Annotated in this window: 16 protein-coding genes; 15 read left to right on the plus strand and 1 reads right to left on the minus strand. The window is 66.5% G+C overall.

What is annotated here, in order from left to right; genetic code table 11:
- Positions 1–374 precede the first annotated feature (374 nt).
- Positions 375–1,526 (minus strand): porin, encoded by a 1,152-nt coding sequence (locus CFB40_RS02600; protein ID WP_089424415.1) that lies wholly within the window; start codon positions 1,524–1,526, stop codon positions 375–377.
- A 276-nt stretch (positions 1,527–1,802) separates the two neighbouring features.
- On the opposite strand from CFB40_RS02600, the gene coq7 reads away from it, so the two are divergent.
- The 15 genes from coq7 to ftsA all read left to right on the plus strand — a co-directional run bounded on the left by coq7 (position 1,803) and on the right by ftsA (position 19,014).
- Positions 1,803–2,429, plus strand: coding sequence for a 2-polyprenyl-3-methyl-6-methoxy-1,4-benzoquinone monooxygenase (coq7, locus tag CFB40_RS02605; RefSeq protein ID WP_089424416.1), 627 nt, complete (start codon positions 1,803–1,805; stop codon positions 2,427–2,429).
- A gap of 386 nt (positions 2,430–2,815) precedes the next feature.
- Positions 2,816–3,244: a division/cell wall cluster transcriptional repressor MraZ gene (gene mraZ, locus CFB40_RS02610; RefSeq protein ID WP_006487094.1), complete on the plus strand. Its 429-nt coding sequence runs from the start codon at positions 2,816–2,818 to the stop codon at positions 3,242–3,244.
- Positions 3,245–3,267: 23 nt separating this feature from the next.
- On the plus strand, positions 3,268–4,209 hold the full coding sequence (rsmH, locus tag CFB40_RS02615) for a 16S rRNA (cytosine(1402)-N(4))-methyltransferase RsmH (RefSeq protein ID WP_011350832.1): 942 nt from the start codon (positions 3,268–3,270) through the stop codon (positions 4,207–4,209).
- Positions 4,206–4,547, plus strand: coding sequence for a cell division protein FtsL (gene ftsL / locus CFB40_RS02620; RefSeq protein ID WP_009694564.1), 342 nt, complete (start codon positions 4,206–4,208; stop codon positions 4,545–4,547). Before rsmH ends, ftsL begins: the two co-directional genes overlap by 4 nt.
- Positions 4,544–6,391 carry a peptidoglycan D,D-transpeptidase FtsI family protein gene (locus tag CFB40_RS02625; protein WP_089430569.1) on the plus strand — a complete coding sequence of 616 codons (1,848 nt, stop codon included), beginning with the start codon at positions 4,544–4,546 and terminating at the stop codon, positions 6,389–6,391. Before ftsL ends, CFB40_RS02625 begins: the two co-directional genes overlap by 4 nt.
- On the plus strand, positions 6,388–7,926 hold the full coding sequence (locus CFB40_RS02630; protein ID WP_089430570.1) for a UDP-N-acetylmuramoyl-L-alanyl-D-glutamate--2,6-diaminopimelate ligase: 1,539 nt from the start codon (positions 6,388–6,390) through the stop codon (positions 7,924–7,926). Before CFB40_RS02625 ends, CFB40_RS02630 begins: the two co-directional genes overlap by 4 nt.
- Entirely contained in the window at positions 7,923–9,329 is a 1,407-nt protein-coding gene (locus CFB40_RS02635; RefSeq protein WP_089430571.1) for a UDP-N-acetylmuramoyl-tripeptide--D-alanyl-D-alanine ligase, read from the plus strand. The genes CFB40_RS02630 and CFB40_RS02635 overlap by 4 nt, the downstream gene beginning before the upstream one ends.
- 16 nt (positions 9,330–9,345) lie before the next feature.
- Complete coding sequence (gene mraY / locus CFB40_RS02640) at positions 9,346–10,515, plus strand: phospho-N-acetylmuramoyl-pentapeptide-transferase (protein WP_006477019.1); 1,170 nt, start codon at positions 9,346–9,348, stop codon at positions 10,513–10,515.
- A gap of 28 nt (positions 10,516–10,543) precedes the next feature.
- A complete protein-coding gene (murD, locus tag CFB40_RS02645) occupies positions 10,544–12,058 on the plus strand; it encodes a UDP-N-acetylmuramoyl-L-alanine--D-glutamate ligase (RefSeq protein WP_089424421.1) in 1,515 nt (504 codons plus the stop codon).
- Complete coding sequence (gene ftsW, locus CFB40_RS02650) at positions 12,055–13,338, plus strand: putative lipid II flippase FtsW (protein WP_069247050.1); 1,284 nt, start codon at positions 12,055–12,057, stop codon at positions 13,336–13,338. The genes murD and ftsW overlap by 4 nt, the downstream gene beginning before the upstream one ends.
- Positions 13,339–13,459: 121 nt before the next feature.
- Positions 13,460–14,563 (plus strand): undecaprenyldiphospho-muramoylpentapeptide beta-N-acetylglucosaminyltransferase, encoded by a 1,104-nt coding sequence (gene murG, locus CFB40_RS02655; RefSeq protein ID WP_089424422.1) that lies wholly within the window; start codon positions 13,460–13,462, stop codon positions 14,561–14,563.
- 79 nt (positions 14,564–14,642) lie between these two features.
- Complete coding sequence (gene murC, locus CFB40_RS02660) at positions 14,643–16,040, plus strand: UDP-N-acetylmuramate--L-alanine ligase (protein WP_089424423.1); 1,398 nt, start codon at positions 14,643–14,645, stop codon at positions 16,038–16,040.
- Between the two features lies 1 nt (position 16,041).
- Positions 16,042–16,983, plus strand: coding sequence for a D-alanine--D-alanine ligase (locus CFB40_RS02665; protein WP_089424424.1), 942 nt, complete (start codon positions 16,042–16,044; stop codon positions 16,981–16,983).
- Positions 16,984–17,002: 19 nt separating this feature from the next.
- Entirely contained in the window at positions 17,003–17,755 is a 753-nt protein-coding gene (locus CFB40_RS02670; RefSeq protein ID WP_011350842.1) for a cell division protein FtsQ/DivIB, read from the plus strand.
- A 26-nt stretch (positions 17,756–17,781) separates the two neighbouring features.
- On the plus strand, positions 17,782–19,014 hold the full coding sequence (gene ftsA, locus CFB40_RS02675; protein WP_006487138.1) for a cell division protein FtsA: 1,233 nt from the start codon (positions 17,782–17,784) through the stop codon (positions 19,012–19,014).
- Positions 19,015–19,107 lie beyond the last annotated feature (93 nt).

A 19,107-nucleotide genomic window follows, 5' to 3' on the forward strand; every position in this document is an offset into this window, starting at 1 on the left:
AAGCAGTGCTTGCCGAGATCGATTCCGATCAGCGATACCGTGTCCATGATGGCCCTCCAGAAGGACAAAATCCTCACTCAGCGTAGTCCACTGAGTGAGGATCGGGCTGACCATCCTATTAAGCCCGGCTTGTGCCGGGCTTTTTCGTTTGCGGCTTGACCCGGATGAGGCTGTTTCCGCGCGAGGCGGCTTCTGGAGTGGCTCGATGCGGCAGCAATGCGTTACGACGCAGCAAGGACAGGACGGTGCCTTCTCGATGAGCGCATCGGAGTCGATACGGTTCGCCACGCTCCGGCTTCGCGGCTGCACCGACCGGAAAAGAAAAAGGCGCCCGAAGGCGCCTTCAATATGCTGCGGCTTGCCAGGCAAGCTGATTAGAACTTGTGACGGATGCCGACGCGTGCTGCGACCTGGTTGGCCGAGCTCGAACCTGCGAGACCGTTGATCGCTGCCGTCGCCTTCAGGACGTTGCCGTTCGAGTCGAGCACGTTGCCCGATGCGTGCTGGTACACGCCGATTGCGTACACGTCGGTACGCTTCGACAGGAAGTAGTCGACGCCCAGCGAGCCTTGGTGGTACTTGGCTGCCGAGTTGCCGTCGATCTTGCTGCCTTGCGTGTAGTCGTACGCAGCGCCGAGAATCAGCGCCGGGGTCAGCTGATACTTGAAGTTGATTTCGCCGTTGTTGAACGTCGCGGTCTGGTTCACGAACGGGCCTGCCGAGAAGCCCTTGAACTTCGTGTTCGAGTACGTCGCGCCGATCGTCGCTGCGCCGAACGTGTAGGCGCCGCCTGCACCGATGACCTGGTACGTGTTCGCGTTGTTCGCGTACCCGCCGTAGATCGGCGACGAGACCGACGAAGACGCCGAGCCGTTGTTGAACATGCCGCCGAACTGGTTCGGCGTACGTGCGTTCAAGTAGCCGACGCCCAAGACCAGCGGGCCGTTGTTGTAGCCTGCGCCGAGCGACCAGACCTGGTTCTTCGAGAACTGGCCTGCCTGACCGCCGAAGCTGTACAGGCCGCCGAACGAGAAGCCGCCGTAGGTCGGGCTCGTGAACTTGACTGCGTTGTTCACGCGATACGCGTTGTTGAAGTTGTCGAGGTCGCCCGGGTGAGCGGCGATGTAGCCGCCCCACTGGTCGCCTGCCTCGAGCGGGCCGACGAAGTCGACGACGGAGTCGTATTGACGACCCAGCGTGACCGTACCGTACTGGCTCGACAGGCCGACGTAAGCCTGACGACCGAACATCAGGCCGCCCTGACCGAGCTTGCCGCTGTTCACGTCGAAACCGTTTTCGAGGGTGAAGATCGCCTTCAGGCCGCCACCGAGGTCTTCGGTGCCGCGCAGGCCGAAGCGGCTGCCTTGCATCACGCCGCTGGCCATGCTGTACAGATGCTTGCCGCCCGCGTTGTTGTTGAAGAGCAGGCCTTCATCGATGATGCCGTAAAGCGTCACGCTGCTTTGCGCATGGGCAGCGCCAGCGAACGCGCCCAGCGCGACGAGCGCGAGAAGCGACTTTTTCATTAACGGATCTCCAAAATTCACTGAATTTTTCTGGCGGGGCGGATAGTTATGTTCTGTTGACGGGCCCCATCAACTTCGCAAGAAGTCGCACGTAATGTAGCAAAACCGTTTTTTGCCACAAAGCGAAATGCCGAAGCTCAAGGTCGCCATGTTTCCTTTATGCAACAATGGTTAAAATCACGGGTTAACCGCAATTTCCGCTGAATAATCAAGTCGGTTACGCAGCGGACTCGTGCCCTTGCCGCTCGCGGCAGCACCTGCAGCCAGGAGAACAGGATGGTGTTGGATGAACTGATCAGCGAATTCGATCGCGGCCTGCGATCGCTGACCGGCATTAGCCGGATGAGCCGGCCGGTGCCCGCGCCGGCGGAGGCGCCGGCCGTCGAGCTGACGCCTGCGGAGCGTACGCATGCCGCCGGGCTGATGCGCGTGAACCACGTCGGCGAGGTCTGCGCGCAGGCGCTGTACCAGGCGCAGAAACTCACCGCGCGCACGGCGTCGGCGAAGGCGATGTTCGAGGAGGCCGCACGCGAGGAGGAGGATCACCTCGCGTGGACCGCGCATCGCCTGAAAGAGCTCGACTCGCGCCCGAGCCTGCTGAACCCGCTCTGGTATGCGGGTTCGCTCGCAATCGGCGTGGCGGCCGGCGCGCTCGGCGACAAGGTCAGCCTCGGCTTCATGGCCGAGACCGAGCGGCAGGTCGAGAGCCATCTCGAAGGCCACATGTCCGAGTTGCCGGCGGCCGATACCGCGTCGCGCGCGATCGTCGACCAGATGCGGATCGACGAGGTGAAGCACGGCAAGGCCGCGGCCGACGCAGGCGGGATCGAGCTGCCGCTGCCCGCGCGGATGCTGATGCGCGCCGCGTCGAAAGTCATGACGAGCACTGCGTACTATCTGTGAGATTCCCACCGGGGCGATGCGTGACGTCGCCCCGGTTCCCCACCGCTGATACCGCCCGTTTATTCCTCGTTTTCCCGCCCCCGAAAGCCCCGTCCGCACACCCGTCTGGCCCGCCTTTCTCACGTATCACCTTCACAAGTTGCACTAGCTCATTCATTTATAACGGTTTTTAGAATGAGGGGCCGCATGAGCATGTGCGCGTAAGTCCTTGTTCTAACTAACAAAATTCGTCAAAAAAGCGGGCCGCTCCCTTGACCGTGCCACACCCTTCCTCTAAAGTGGGAGACAGTGTGAGAAAGTGTATTTTTGTGTGATTTGGCGGGCTATTCCGGCTAAATTCTCAGCATTGAGCGGGTGCTTCGGTGCCCTGAACGGGAGAGCGGAAAGTGTTCCAAGGGGCGTCGGCGCTGACGCTCGATGCGAAAGGGCGGATGTCGGTGCCGGCTCGCTATCGCGAAGCGCTGCAAGGACAGGCAGAAGGACGGGTGACTGTGACCAAGCACCCGGACGGCTGCCTGTTGCTGTTTCCGCGCCCGGAATGGGAGGTATTCCGCGCCAAGATCGCCGCGCTGCCGATGGACGCGCACTGGTGGCGGCGCATTTTTCTCGGCAATGCGATGGATGTCGATCTCGACAGCGCGGGCCGGATTCTCGTATCGCCCGAGCTGCGCATGGCAGCCGGACTGGAAAAGGAAGTCATGTTGTTGGGAATGGGTAGTCACTTCGAGCTGTGGGATTCGCAGACCTACAACGCGAAGGAGCAGGCAGCGATGGCGCAGGGCATGCCCGACGCGCTGAAGAATTTCACGTTCTGATTGCGGTGACGGAGACGCCCGCGATGGGAAACGAATTGCAGCATCGGACCGTGTTGTTGGACGAAGCGGTCGAATCGCTCGTGACGCGACCGGACGGCATTTATGTCGACGGTACGTTCGGGCGCGGCGGCCATAGCCGTGCGGTGCTCGCGCGGCTGGCGCCGGGCGGGCGGCTGATCGCGTTCGACAAGGATCCGAGGGCGATCGAGACGGCGCAGGGCATCGAGGATGCGCGCTTCTCGATCGTGCATGACAGCTTTGCATCGATGCGCGACGCGCTTGCGGCGCGCGGCGTCGAGAAGGTGTCGGGGGTGTTGCTCGACCTGGGCGTGTCCTCGCCGCAGGTGGACGATCCGGCGCGCGGCTTCAGCTTCCGCGCCGATGGTCCGCTGGACATGCGGATGGATCCGACGCGCGGCGAGTCGGCGGCGGAATGGCTCGCACGGGCTTCGGTGCAGGAATTGACGGAGGTGATACGGGATTATGGGGAAGAACGGTTTGCTTTTCAGATTGCAAAGGCGCTTGTTGCTCGCCGGGCAGAGTCCGACCGTCTTGGGCCTCTCGACACCACGGGCGAGCTTGCCCAAATCGTGGGTCACGTCGTCAAAACCCGTGAGAAGGGCAAGGATCCGGCAACCCGCACCTTTCAGGCTATACGGATTCACGTCAATCAAGAGCTTGCGGACCTGCAAGTCGTACTAGACGCGGCACTGTCGTTGCTGGAGCAAGGGGGGCGGCTGGTGGTCATCAGCTTTCATTCACTCGAGGACCGGATCGTCAAGCGATTCATGCAGGCGCACGCGAGTGCGCCTGCGGTCGATCGTCGCCTGCCGATCCGCGCCGTCGACCTCCCGAGCCCGCCGCTCAAGATCATCAGCCGCCAGTTTCCGAGTGAAGCGGAAGTCGCTGCGAATCCGCGCGCCCGCTCCGCCGTGATGCGCATTGCGGAGCGCGTCACGCCATGAGCCGCTTCAACATCTTCCTGCTGATCATCGTGATGGGTTGCGCGCTGTCGGTCGTCAATTCGACGAACCAGCAGCGTCAGATCTTCATCCAGCTGCAGCGTGCGCAGTCGCAGGAGCGTCAGCTCCAGCAGGACTACGCGCAGCTTCAATATCAGCAGAGCGCGCTGTCGAAGACGTCGCGCATCGAGCAGCTCGCGAACGATTCACTGAAGATGCAGCCGATCACGACCGGCCGCACGCAATACCTGACGCTGCCGCCGGGCGCCGCGAAGGCGATCGATGCGCCGATCCCGGCTTCCGCGGACACGGCCGGCAAGGGCAAGGGAGGCGCGCGATGAAGCCGTCCCACAAGCGCCAGAACGTGAAGTTCTCGTCGAGCCCCGTGCTGGGCGTGCATCTGCCGATGTGGCGCTCGAAGCTCGTCGTGTTCCTGCTGTTCATGGCGTTCGTCGCGCTGGCCGCGCGCGCGTTCTGGATCCAGGGGCCCGGCAACGCGTTCTATCGGAAGCAGGGCGAAAGCCGCTACCAGCGCACGATCGATCTGCCGGCGACGCGCGGCAAGATTCTCGACCGTAACGGGCTCGTGCTCGCGACGAGCCTGCCCGTGCGCGCGATCTGGGCGATTCCCGACGCGGTGCCGGACGATCTCGATGCCGACAAGGTCAACCAGCTCGGCAAGCTCCTCGGCATGACGTCGAAGGAACTGCGCGTGAAGCTGTCGGAAGACAAGGGTTTCGTCTACGTCAAGCGCCAGGTGCCGATCGACGTCGCGGACAAGGTCGCCGCGCTCGACATTCCCGGCATCTATCAGCGCAACGAATACAAGCGCTTCTATCCGGAAGGCGAGATCACCGCTCACCTGATCGGCTTCACGAACGTCGAGGACGAAGGGCAGGAAGGCGTCGAGCTGGGCGACCAGAAGATGCTGTCCGGCACGTCGGGCATGCGTCGCGTGATCAAGGACCGGATGGGGCACATCGTCGAGGACGTCGCCGAGCAGATCCCGCCGCACAACGGCACCGACGTCGACCTGTCGATCGACAGCAAGATCCAGTACATCGCGTACGCGAACCTGAAGGCCGCCGTCGAGAAGTTCAAGGCGAAGGCCGGCGCGGCGATGGTCGTCGACGTGCGCACCGGCGAGGTGCTCGCACTCGTCAACTACCCGACGTACAACCCGAACGACCGCTCGCGCATGACGGGCGAGCAGTTGCGCAACCGGATCATGACCGACGTGTTCGAGCCGGGCTCGATCATGAAGCCGTTTACGGTGTCGCTCGCGCTCGACCTGCACCGCGTGACGCCGAACACGCTCGTCGAGACGGGCAACGGGCATTTCGTGCTCGACGGCGCGCCGATCACCGACGACGCGGGGTTCGGCACGCTGACGGTCGGCGGCGTGATCCAGAAGTCGAGCAACATCGGCGCGACCAAGATCGCGATGACGATGCGGCCCGAGGAAATGTGGAATATGTATACGAGCATCGGCCTCGGCCAGGCGCCGAAGGTCGGGTTCCCGGGCGCGGTGGCCGGCCGCCTGCGTCCGTGGAAGAGCTGGCGCCGCATCGAGCAGGCGACGATGTCGTACGGCTACGGCCTGTCGGTGTCGCTGTTCCAGCTCGCGCGCGCCTACACGGCGATCGCGCATGACGGCGAGCTGATGCCTGTGACCATTTTCAAGACCGACCCCAACCAGCCGGTCGCGGGCACGCAGGTGTTCAACCCGACCACCGCGCGCGAAGTGCGCGCGATGCTCGAGACGGTGGTGGCACCGGGCGGCACGTCGCCGGATGCGGCCGTGCCGGGCTATCGCGTCGGCGGCAAGAGCGGTACCGCGTACAAGCATGAAGGGCACGGCTACACGCGCAAGTACCGCGCGTCGTTCGTCGGGATGGCGCCGATGCCGAATCCGCGCATCGTCGTCGCGGTGTCGGTCGACGAGCCGACCGCCGGCAGCCACTTTGGCGGCCAGGTGTCCGGCCCCGTATTCTCGGCGATCGCCGGCGACACGATGCGTGCGCTGAACGTGCCGCCGAACATGCCGATCAAGCAGCTCGTCGTGTCTGACGATTCGCCGGCAGCACCTTCCGCGACGGGGCCGCAAAAGCTGCCCGCGGGTGGCGGTGCGAAGCATATGATCGTGTCCAGCACGACGCGTAATTCACCAGGAGTTGTTCGATGAGCGCCGCTCGCAGTTCCCATCCGGCGCATCAGCAGATTGCAGCCGCGCTTGCGTGGCTGCGTCAGCATGTGGCCCCCGCAGCGCAACTGCATGCCGACACGCGCAGCCTCGAGGCGGGCGACGTGTTCTTTGCGTATGCGGTCGACGGGGCCGACAACCGCGCATTCATTGCCGAAGCCGTCGCGCGCGGTGCGGCCGCCGTGCTGTATCAGCCGGAAGGGCTGGCGGCTGCGCCGGCCGTTCCTGTCGCGCTTGCCGTGCCGGCGCTCGACCAGCTCGCCGGCGAGATCGCCAGCGGCTGGTATGGCGATCCGAGCGACAGCCTGCTCGCGGTGGGGGTGACCGGAACGAACGGCAAGACCTCGTGCACGCAGTGGATCGCCACCGCGCTGACGGCGCTGCACCAGCCGTGCGCGGTGATCGGCACGCTTGGCACCGGGATGCCCGGCCAGCTCGTGCCGACCGGTTTCACGACCCCCGATGCACCGCAACTGCAGCGCAGCCTCGCGCAATTGCGCGACGCGGGCGCGAAGGCCGTGGCGATGGAGGTGTCGTCACACGCGCTGCACCAGGGGCGCGTAAACGGTACGGCTTTCGACATCGCGGTGTTTACGAACCTCACGCAGGATCACCTCGACTATCACGGCACGTTCGACGCGTACGAAGCCGCGAAGGCGAAGCTGTTCGCATGGCGCGGCCTGCGCGCGGCGGTCGTCAACCGCGACGACGCAGCGGGTCGGCGCCTGCTCGAGAAGCTGGCCGGTCGCGTGCGTACGATCGCGTACGGGATCGGTGATGCACCGGTGCCGGACGCCGATCGCGAACTGGTCGCGCTCGACGTGCGCGCCACCGCGACCGGCACGGCGTTCCGTCTGCGTTCGCCGTGGGGCGACGCGGACGTCGAGGTCGGCACGCTCGGCACGTTCAACGTCAGCAACCTGCTCGCGGTGCTCGGTTCGCTGCTCGCGGCCGACGTGCCGTTCGACGCGGCGCTCGCCGAGATCGCACGGCTCGAGTCCGTCAACGGCCGGATGCAGCGGCTCGGCGGCCGGCTGCAGAACGACGAACCGCTCGTCGTGATCGACTACGCACACACGCCCGACGCGCTCGAAAAGACGCTCGACGCGCTGCGCCCGATCGCTACGGCACGCGGCGGGCGGCTCGTCTGCATGTTCGGCTGCGGCGGCGACCGCGATACGACGAAGCGCCCGCTGATGGGCGCGATCGCGGAGCGGCTCGCCGATGAAACCGTCGTCACGAGCGACAACCCGCGCAGCGAGGATCCGCAGCGCATCATCGACCAGATCGTCGCAGGCATGACCGCGCCCGATCACGCACGCCGTATCGAGGATCGCGCGAGCGCGATCCTGCAGGCCGTGCGCGGCGCGGCACGCGAGGATGTCGTCGTGCTGGCCGGCAAGGGCCACGAGGCCACGCAGGAAATCATGGGCAAGAAGCGCACGTTCTCCGACCAGGATCACGCGCGGCTCGCGCTGGCAGCGCGCGCGACGCACGGCAAGGGAGGCGCCGAATGACGATGCTCAGTCTCGGCGAAGCCGCTCGCCTGATCCCCGGCGCAACTGTTCACGGCGACGCGGGCGTCACGTTCGACCGCGTGTCGACGGATAGCCGCACGGCCGGCCCCGGCGACCTGTTCGTTGCATTGAAAGGCGAGCGCTTCGATGCGCACGACTTCCTCGGCGATGTCGCCGCGCGCGGTGCTGCCGCGGCGCTGGTCGCGCACGTGCCGGCGGGCGTCACGATGCCGGTGATCGAAGGCGGTGAAACGCGTGCCGCGCTCGGCGCGCTTGCGCATGGCTGGCGCCGACGATTCGCGCTGCCGCTCGTCGCGGTGACGGGGAGCAACGGCAAGACGACCGTCAAGGAAATGATCGCGTCGATCTTCGCGGCGGCGGTCGGCGCCGACGCGCGGCTCGCGACGGCCGGCAACCTGAACAACGATGTCGGCCTGCCGCTGACGCTGCTGCGCCTGTCGGCCGCGCATCGTCTCGCGGTGATCGAGATCGGGATGAATCACCCGGGCGAGACGGAAGTCCTTGCGCGCCTCACGGCGCCGACGGTCGCGCTCGTTAACAACGCGCAGCGCGAGCACCAGGAGTTCATGGCGACGGTCGAAGCCGTCGCGCTCGAACACGCGGCCGTGATTCACGCGCTGCCGCCGGACGGCGTCGCGGTGTTCCCGGCCGACGACGCATACGCGGGCATCTGGCGCGTCGCGGCGACCGGCAACCGGATTCTCGATTTCGCGCTGCACGATGCCGAACGGCAACACGACGCGCAGGTCACGGGCCGCCTGCACGGCGGCGAACTCGCGATCGACACGCCCGCGGGCGCCGTCACGGTGCGGCTGCGCGCGCTCGGCGAGCACAACGCGCGCAACGCGCTGGCCGCCACGGCGGCGGCGCTGGGCGCCGGCGTCGCGCTGTCGGCGATCAAGCAGGGTCTCGAATCGTTCGAACCGGTCAAGGGCCGGCTGCAGGTGAAACAGGCGATCGCAGGCAGCCTCGCGGGGGCAACGGTCGTCGACGATACGTACAACGCGAATCCCGATTCGATGCGTGCCGCGATCGACGTGCTCGCCGCGCAACCGGCGCCGCGCGTGCTGGTGATCGGCGACATGGGCGAGGTCGGCGACGAAGGCCCGGCCTTCCATCGCGAGGTCGGTGCCTACGCGCGCGAGCGCGGAATCGACGCGCTGTTCGCGCTCGGCGACGCGTCGCGCGATGCCTGCACCGCGTACGGCGACACGGCCCGCCATTTCGGCGACGTCGGCGCGCTGGTCGGCGCATTGCTCGCGGCGGGTTACGGCGCGCAGGCGACGCTGCTCGTGAAGGGCTCGCGGTACATGAAGATGGAGCGCGTGGTCGACGCGCTGACGAACCAACCCGCGGCGGGCACGACGCCCGCTGCACACTGAGTAGAAGGAAGGAAGCATGCTGCTGGCGCTGGCGCAATGGCTGCAAGGAGACGCAAGCTTTTTGCGCTTGTTCACGTACCTCACGTTCCGTGCGGTGATGGCCACCATCACCGCGCTCGGGATCGGGCTCGTGTGCGGACCGTGGGTGATCCGCAAGCTGACGCAAATGAAGGTCGGTCAGGCCGTGCGCAAGGACGGTCCGCAGACGCACCTGGTCAAGTCCGGCACGCCGACGATGGGCGGCGTGCTGATCCTGATCGGCATCGCGGTCGCGACGCTGCTGTGGGGCGACCTGACGAACCGTTTCATCTGGATCGTGATGCTCGTCACGTTCGGTTTCGGCGTGATCGGCTGGGTCGACGATTACCGCAAGGTCGTCCACAAGGACCCGCGCGGGATGTCGTCGCGCGAGAAGTATTTCTGGCAATCGGTGATCGGGCTGTTCGCGGCCGTCTACCTCGCCTTCAGCGTGTCCGAGGCGAACAACGTGCGCGTGTTCGACCTGTTCATGGCATGGGTGAGGAGCGGCCTGTCGATGGGGCTGCCGGCACGCGCCGACCTGATGCTGCCGTTCCTGAAGTCGATCAGCTACCCGCTCGGCGTATGGGGCTTCATCGTGCTGACGTACTTCGTGATCGTCGGTGCGAGCAACGCGGTGAACCTGACCGACGGCCTCGACGGCCTCGTGATCATGCCGGTCGTGCTGGTCGGTGCGTCGCTGGGTGTGTTCGCGTACGTGATGGGCAGCGCGGTCTATTCAAAATACCTGCTGTTCCCGCACATTCCGGGCGCGGGCGAATTGCTGATCTTCTGTTCCGCGATGGGTGGGGCAGGGCTCGCGTTCCTCTGGTACAACACGCACCCCGCGCAGGTGTTCATGGGTGACGTCGGCGCGCTGGCGCTCGGCGGCGCGCTCGGCACGGTCGCGGTGATCGTGCGCCAGGAAATCGTGCTGTTCATCATGGGCGGCATCTTCGTCGCGGAAACGCTGTCGGTGATGCTGCAGGTTTCGTGGTTTAAGTACACGAAGAAGCGTTACGGCGAAGGGCGGCGCCTGCTGAAGATGGCGCCGCTGCATCACCATTTCGAATTGTCCGGCTGGAAGGAAACGCAGGTGGTCGTGCGTTTCTGGATCATCACGCTGATGCTGTGCCTGTTCGGTCTGACCACCCTCAAGCTGCGGTAAAGGAAAGGTAACAAGGATGTCTGGCGAGATGTTTGGAGATCGGCAACGGCCGATGGTGCTCGTACTGGGGCTCGGGGAATCGGGTCTCGCGATCGCGCGATGGTGCGCGAGGCACGGGTGCCGGCTGCGTATTGCCGATACCCGCGAGGCGCCGCCGAACCTTGCCGCGCTGCAGGCCGAAGGCATCGATGCGGAATTCGTCGGCGGGGCGTTCACGCCTGCATTGCTCGACGGCGGTATCGAGCTCGTCGGGCTGAGCCCGGGGCTGTCGCCGCTCGAACCGGCACTCGCGGCGCTGGTCGCGGCCGCCAACGAGCAGGGCGTCGCGGTGTGGGGCGAGCTGGAATTCTTTGCGCAGGCGCTGCGCGCGCTCGGCACGAGCGGCTACCAGCCGAAGGTGCTCGCGATCACCGGCACCAACGGCAAGACCACGACGACGAGCCTCACCGGCCTGCTGTGCCAGCGCTCGGGGAAGAAGGTCGCGGTCGCGGGCAATATCAGCCCTGCGATGCTCGACCGGCTCGCCAGTGCGATCGACGAAACCGCGCTGCCCGACGTGTGGGTGCTCGAACTGTCGAGCTTCCAGCTCGAGACCGCGCGCACGTTCGCGCCCGATGCGGCCGCGATCCTCAACATCACGCAGGACCACCTCGACTGGCACGGCAGCTTCGACGCGTATGCGCAGGCAAAGGGCCGGATCTTTGGCGCGACGACCACGCGCGTGCTGAACCGCGACGATGCGGCGGTGATGAAGTTCGCCCCGGCAGCCGGCGCGGCCGACGCGCCGCGCACGGTCACGTTCGGCCTGAACGAACCGGTGCAGGACGGCGACTACGGCCTGTCGCGCGATAACGGTATCGCGTGGCTGGTCGAAGCGGTCGATCGCGACGCCCCGGATGAAACCGCGACGACGACCCGTCGGCGCAAGCGCGATGCCGCGCATACGCCCGACATCGCGCAGAAGCGCCTGATGCCGGCCGACGCGCTGCGCATCCGCGGGCTGCACAACGCGGCGAACGCGCTGGCCGCATTCGCGCTCGCACGCGCGATCGACCTGCCTGCCGCGCCGCTGCTGCACGCGCTGCGCGAGTACCGCGGCGAAGCGCATCGCGTCGAAGTGATCGCGACGATCGACGACGTGGACTACGTCGACGACAGCAAGGGCACGAACGTCGGCGCGACGGTTGCCGCGCTCGACGGGCTGGCGCAGAAGATCGTGCTGATCGCGGGCGGCGACGGCAAGGGGCAGGATTTCGCACCGCTGGTCGCGCCGGTCGCGCGCTGGTGCCGCGCGGTGATGCTGATCGGCCGCGACGCACCGGCGATCCGCGACACGCTCGCCGAAACGGGCGTGCCGCTCGCCGACCACACGACGCTCGAAGGGGCCGTGCACGCGGCGGCCGACCTCGCGGAGCCGGGCGACGCGGTGCTGCTGTCGCCTGCATGCGCGAGCCTCGACATGTTCAGGAACTACGCCCATCGCGCGGATGTGTTCCGCGCGGCGGTCGACGAAATCGCCATCGACAAAGGAGCGACGCCATGAGCTGGTCCGATCGCCTCGTCTCCCGTTTCAACGATCGTCGCGACACCGGCGGCAATGCCGCGGGCGGCCGCGTCGCGTCGGCCACGCGCGCCGCGACGGGCGGCCTCGCGAGCGTCGTCAACGGCGTGCGCCCGAGCCGTTCGCGGATGCTCGACTTCGACTACTCGCTGCTGTGGGTCGCGATCGCGCTGCTCGGGCTCGGCGTCGTGATGGTGTATTCGGCGTCGATCGCGATGCCCGATTCGCCGAAATACGCGTCGTATCACGATTACGCGTTCCTGATGCGCCACTGCATCTCGCTCGCCGTCGCGTTCATCGCGGCGGTGATCGCGTTCCGCGTGCCGGTGTCGACGTGGGACAAATACGCGCCGCAACTCTTCCTGATCGCGCTCGTCGGCCTCGTGATCGTGCTGATCCCGCACGTCGGCAAGGGCGTGAACGGTGCGCGCCGCTGGATTCCGCTCGGCATCACGAACATGCAGCCGTCGGAAATCATGAAGCTCGCGGTGACGATCTACGCGGCGAACTACACGGTGCGCAAGCAGGAATACATGCAGAGCTTCGCCAAGGGCTTCCTGCCGATGGCGTTCGCGGTCGGCCTAGTCGGTGCGCTGCTGCTGCTCGAGCCGGACATGGGCGCGTTCATGGTGGTCGCAGCGATCGCGATGGGCGTGCTGTTCCTCGGCGGCGTGAACGGCAAGCTGTTCGGCGGCCTCGTCGCGACCGCGATCGGCACCTTCACGATGCTGGTGTGGCTGTCGCCGTGGCGTCGCGAGCGGATCTTCGCGTATCTCGATCCGTGGGACGAGCGTTACGCGCAGGGCAAGGCGTACCAGCTCACGCACTCGCTGATCGCGTTCGGCCGCGGCGAGTGGTTCGGTGTCGGCCTCGGCGGCAGCGTCGAGAAGCTGAACTACCTGCCGGAAGCGCATACCGACTTCATCCTCGCGGTGATCGGCGAGGAGCTCGGTTTCGTCGGCGTGCTGGTCGTGATCCTGCTGTTCTACTGGATCGTGCGCCGCGCGTTCGAGATCGGCCGCCAGGCGCTCGCACTCGATCGCACGTTCGCGGGCCTGATGGCGAAGGGTATCGGCATCTGGTTCGGCGCGCAGACCTTCATCAACATGGGCGTGAACCTCGGGCTGCTGCCGACCAAGGGCCTGACGCTGCCGCTCGTGAGCTACGGCGGCTCGGGCATTCTGCTGAACTGCGTCGCGCTCGCGGTGCTGCTGCGGGTCGACTACGAAAATCGCGTACTGATGCGGGGAGGGAAGGTATGACCTCCCCGCGTCAGTACGCGATTTCGGTGAAGGCTAACTTCGTGCGCGAAGCGCGCGAAGTTAAGCGAAGCGGCCGTAGCCAAAACATTCGTTCAGTCTTGCCGATGCGGGGAGGGAAGGTATGACCGCGTCGCAACGCACGCTGATGGTGATGGCAGGCGGCACCGGGGGCCACGTGTTCCCGGGGCTCGCGGTCGCGCACCGGATGGAAGCGGCGGGCTGGCGCGTCGTGTGGCTCGGCAATCCGGCCGGGATGGAAGCGACGCTCGTGCCGAAGCACGGCATTCCGATGGAATACGTGCGGTTCGGCGGGCTGCGCGGCAAGGGTTTGAAGACGAAGCTGACGCTGCCGTTCAACCTGCTGCGCGCATGCGGGCAGAGCCTCGCCGCGCTGCGCCGCGTGCGGCCCGACGTCGTGCTCGGGATGGGCGGCTACATCACGTTCCCGGCGGGCGTGATGACCGCGCTGTCGGGCCGTCCGCTCGTGCTGCATGAACAGAATTCGATCGCGGGCCTGACGAACAAGGTGCTCGCGAAATTCGCGAAACGCGTGCTCGTCGCGTTCCCCGGCGCGCTGCCGCACGCGGAATGGACAGGTAACCCGATTCGCGCGGAACTTGCCGGCACGCAAGCGCCCAAAGCACGCTATGCATCGCGCAGCGGCCCGCTGAACGTGCTGGTCGTCGGCGGCAGCCTCGGGGCGGCCGCGCTGAATGAAGTCGTGCCGCGCGCGCTGGCGATGCTGGCGCCGGGCGAACGCCCGCGCATCGTGCACCAGGCCGGCGCGAAGCACATCGAAGCATTGAAGGCGAATTACGAAGCGGCCGGTTTCGCGGCCGGCGAAGACGTGCGGCTCGTGCCGTTCATCGACGACATGGCGGCCGCGTATGCGGCGGCGGATCTCGTGATCTGCCGGTCGGGGGCGATGACGGTGTCGGAGATCGCGGCGGTGGGCGTGGCGGCGCTGTTCGTGCCGTTCCCGTACGCGGTCGACGATCACCAGACGAGCAACGCCGCGTTCCTCGCCGATGCGGGCGCGGCCGTGCTGGTGCAACAACGCGACCTGTCGGCGGAACTGCTTGCCGACTGGCTGCGCGGCCAGTCGCGGGCATCGCTCGCGGACATGGCGGAACGTTCGCGCTCGCTGGCGAAGCCCGAGGCCACCGACGAAGTCGCGCGCGTGTGCGCGAAGGCGGCCGGCGCGAACCTGGAACAACTTAAATGAAACAACCCCCACGCTCACTTCGTTCGCTGCCCCCTGAGGGGGCGGTCAGCCTCCTTGGGGCGGCCCGGCGGAGGCTGACATGAAACACATCGTCAAACACATTCATTTCGTCGGGATCGGCGGCGCGGGCATGAGCGGCATCGCCGAAGTGCTTGTCAACCTCGGTTACGAGGTCAGCGGCTCGGACCTGTCGCGCAACGCGGTGACCGATCGCCTCCAGGCGCTCGGCGCACGGATCGCGATCGGCCACGACGCGGCGAACATCGAGGGCGCGAACGCGGTCGTCGTGTCGACGGCCGTGCGCTCGGACAACCCGGAAGTGCTGGCCGCGCGCGCGCAGCGCGTGCCGATCGTGCAGCGTGCGGTGATGCTGGCGGAGCTGATGCGCCTGAAGCAGGGCATCGCGATCGCCGGCACCCACGGCAAGACCACGACGACGAGCCTCGTCGCGAGCGTGCTCGCGGCGGGCGGGCTCGATCCGACCTTCGTGATCGGCGGGCGCCTGATCAGCGCCGGCGCGAACGCGCGGCTCGGCACGGGCGACTTCATCGTCGCCGAGGCCGACGAGTCGGACGCATCGTTCCTGAACCTGTATCCGGTGATCGAAGTCATCACGAACATCGACGCCGACCACATGGACACCTACGGCCACGATTTCGCGCGGCTCAAGCAGGCGTTTATCGAATTCACGCAGCGCCTGCCGTTCTACGGCAGCGCGGTCGTGTGCGTCGACGATCCGAACGTGCGGCAGATCATCCCGTTCATTTCGAAGCCCGTCGTGCGCTACGGGCTGTCGCCGGACGCGCAGGTGCGCGCCGAAGACATCGATGCACGCGACGGCCGCATGCATTTCACGGTGATCCGCGAAGGGCGCGCGCCGCTCGCGGTCGTGCTGAACATGCCGGGCCTGCACAACGTGCAGAACGCGCTCGCGGCGATCGCGATCGCGACCGATCTCGGCGTGTCGGACGACGCGATCCAGCTGGCGCTCGCGGAATTCAACGGTGTCGGCCGGCGCTTCCAGCGCTACGGCGACGTGCCGACCGCGGACGGCGGCCAGTACACGCTGATCGACGACTACGGCCATCACCCGGTCGAGATGGCCGCGACGATCGCGGCCGCGCGCGGCGCGTTCCCGGGCCGCCGCCTCGTGCTGGCGTTCCAGCCGCACCGCTACACGCGTACCCGCGACTGCTTCGACGATTTCGTCAACGTGCTGTCGACGGTCGACGCGCTGGTGCTGACCGAAGTCTATGCGGCGGGTGAGGCGGCGATCTCGACCGCCAACGGCGACGCGCTGTCGCGTGCGTTGCGCGCGGTGGGGAAGGTTGACCCGGTGTTCGTCGCGACGGTCGACGACGTGCCGGACGCATTGGCGAAGGTCGCGCAGAACGGCGACGTGGTGATCACGATGGGCGCGGGTTCGATCGGCGGCGTGCCGGCGAAGGTTGCGCAGCACACTCAACAGAAGGCATGACATGAGCGGGATTGATCCGAAACGTTTCGGCAAGGTGGCGGTGTTGTTCGGCGGCGAGTCCTCGGAGCGCGAGGTGTCGCTCACGTCGGGCAAGCTCGTGCTGCAGGGCCTGCGCGACGCGGGCATCGACGCGCACCCGTTCGACCCGGCCGAGCGCCCGCTGGCGGCGCTGAAGGATGAAGGGTTCGTGCGCGCGTTCAACGCACTGCACGGCGGTTACGGCGAGAACGGCCAGATCCAGGGCGCGCTCGATTTCTACGGCATTCGCTACACGGGCAGCGGCGTGCTCGGGTCGGCGCTCGGCCTCGACAAGTTCCGCACGAAGCTCGTGTGGCAGCAGACGGGCGTGCCGACGCCGCCGTTCGAGACGGTGCTGCGCGGCGACGACCTCGCGGCGCGCGCGACGGACATCGTCGCGAAGCTCGGCCTGCCGCTGTTCGTGAAGCCGGCGAGCGAGGGCTCGAGCGTGGCGGTGCTGAAGGTGAAGACGGCCGACGCGCTGCCGGCCGCGCTCGCGGAAGCCGCCAAGCATGACCCGATCGTGATCGTCGAGAAGAGCATCGAAGGCGGCGGCGAGTACACCGCCTGCATCGCCGGCGATCTCGACCTGCCGGTGATCAAGATCGTGCCGGCCGGCGAGTTCTACGACTATCACGCGAAGTACGTCGCCGACGACACGCAATACCTGATTCCGTGCGGGCTGCCCGCCGACAAGGAAGCGGAGCTCAAGCGCGTCGCGCGCCGGGCGTTCGACGTGCTCGGCTGCACCGACTGGGGCCGCGCGGACTTCATGCTCGACGCCGACGGGAACGCGTACTTCCTGGAAGTGAACACCGCGCCGGGCATGACCGACCACTCGCTGCCGCCGAAGGCCGCGCGCGCGGTCGGCATCAGCTATTCGGAGCTGGTCGTGAAGGTGCTGTCGCTCACGCTCAACGACTGACGCAGGAACGGAACGACGTATGTGGAACAACGTTCGCCAACTCAACCTTGCCGCCAGCGCGCTGTACGCGCTGCTGCTGCTCGTGTTGGCGGCGGCCGGCTGCTACTGGCTGATCCAGCGCCCGACGTTCGCGCTGCGGGAAATCCGGATCGACGGCGACACCGAGCACATCAATTCACCGACGGTGCGCGCGGGCGTGGTCGGCCGGCTGAAGGGCAATTTCTTCACGGTCGATCTCGACGCCGCGCGCGCCGCGTTCGAGCAGATGCCCTGGGTGCGCCATGCGAGCGTGCGCCGGGTGTGGCCGAATGCGCTGGCTGTCACGCTCGAGGAGTACAAACCGCTCGGGACCTGGGGCAGTGACCAGCTCGTGAGCGTCGATGGCGAGCTGTTCACCGCGAACCAGGGCGAGCTGGAGCAGGAGCTGCCGGCGTTCGACGGCCCGGAGGGCAGTGCGAAGGAAGTCGTCACGCGGTATCGCGACTTCGGGAAATGGTTTGCGCCGCTGAAGGCGGCGCCGGAAGAAGTGACGCTGTCGGCGCGGTACGCGTGGACGGTGAAGCTGTCGAACGGCATGCAGGTCGAGCTGGGCAAGGAACGCAACAGCGAGTCGCTGCATGACCGGAGCCAGCGTCTGGTCGCTGCATGGCCGGCCGTCACGGAACGCTGGGGCAACGACATCGAGTACGCGGACCTGCGCTATCCGAACGGATTCGCGATTCGCGCGGCAGGCATGCGGTTCCTGACCGATACCGACAAGCGCAAGAAGTAACGAGAGATCACACGCAAGAGCACTTTATGAGCAAAGACTACAAGGATCTGCTGGTTTCCCTCGACATCGGCACGTCGAAGGTGGTGGCCATCGTCGCCGAGCTGAAGGGCGAAGGCCACTACGAGGTGATCGGTCTCGGCCAGAGCGAGTCGAAGGGTCTGAAGAAAGGTGTGGTGGTCAACATCGAGGCCACCGTGCAGTCGATCCAGCGCGCGCTCGAGGAAGCCGAGCTGATGGCCGACTGCAAGATCACCAACGTGTTCACGGGGATCGCGGGCAGCCACATCCGCAGCTTCAACTCGAGCGGGATGGTCGCAATCAAGGACAAGGAAGTCACGCAGACCGACGTCGCGCGCGTGATCGAGACCGCGAAGGCGATCAACATCCCGACCGACCAGCAGGTGCTGCACATCCTCACGCAGGAATTCATCATCGACGGCCAGGAAGACGTGCGCGAGCCGATCGGCATGAGCGGCATCCGGCTGGAAGTGAAGGTGCACATCGTGACGGGCGCGGTGAGCGCCGCGCAGAACATCGTCAAGTGCGTGCGCCGCTGCGGGCTCGAAGTGAACGACCTGATCCTGCAGCCGCTCGCGTCGTCGCTGGCCGTGCTGACGGAAGACGAGAAGGATCTCGGCGTGGTGCTGGTCGACATCGGCGGCGGCACGACGGACATCGCGATCTTCGCCGAAGGCGCGATCCGCCACACCGCGGTGATTCCGATCGCCGGCGACCAGATCACGAGCGACATCGCGATGGCGCTGCGCACGCCGACGCCGGACGCGGAAGACATCAAGGTCGGCTACGGGATCGCGAAGCAGGCGCTCGCCGATCCGGACGAAATGGTCGAAGTGCCGGGCCTCGGCGAACGCGGCCCGCGCACGCTGTCGCGCCAGGCGCTGGCAGCGGTGATCGAGCCGCGCGTCGAGGAGCTGTTCTCGCTCGTGCAGCAGGTCGTGCGCGAATCCGGTTACGAAGAACTGCTGAGCTCCGGCGTGGTCATTACCGGCGGGGCATCGATGATGCCCGGCATGGTCGAGCTCGGCGAAGACATTTTCCTGAAACCGGTGCGCATCGGCGCGCCGGAATATGCAGGCGGCCTCTCCGACGTCGTGCGCAATCCGCGCTACTCGACGGCGATGGGGCTGCTCGTCGAAGGCAGTGCCCAGCGCATGCGCGGCCGCAAGGTCGCCGTGCAGTCCGGCAACGCGGGACAGGTGTTCTCGCGGATGAAGGAATGGTTCCTGAGCAACTTCTGACGAATCGAACCGAATCGAAATTCGCGCTGGTGCCGGCGGCTGGCGCGCGACAGGGGGTTGCCCGATCTCCTGCCGAATAACGGCCGAGTAGCA

The organism is Burkholderia sp. AU31652, assembly GCF_002223155.1.
Taxonomy (GTDB): domain Bacteria; phylum Pseudomonadota; class Gammaproteobacteria; order Burkholderiales; family Burkholderiaceae; genus Burkholderia.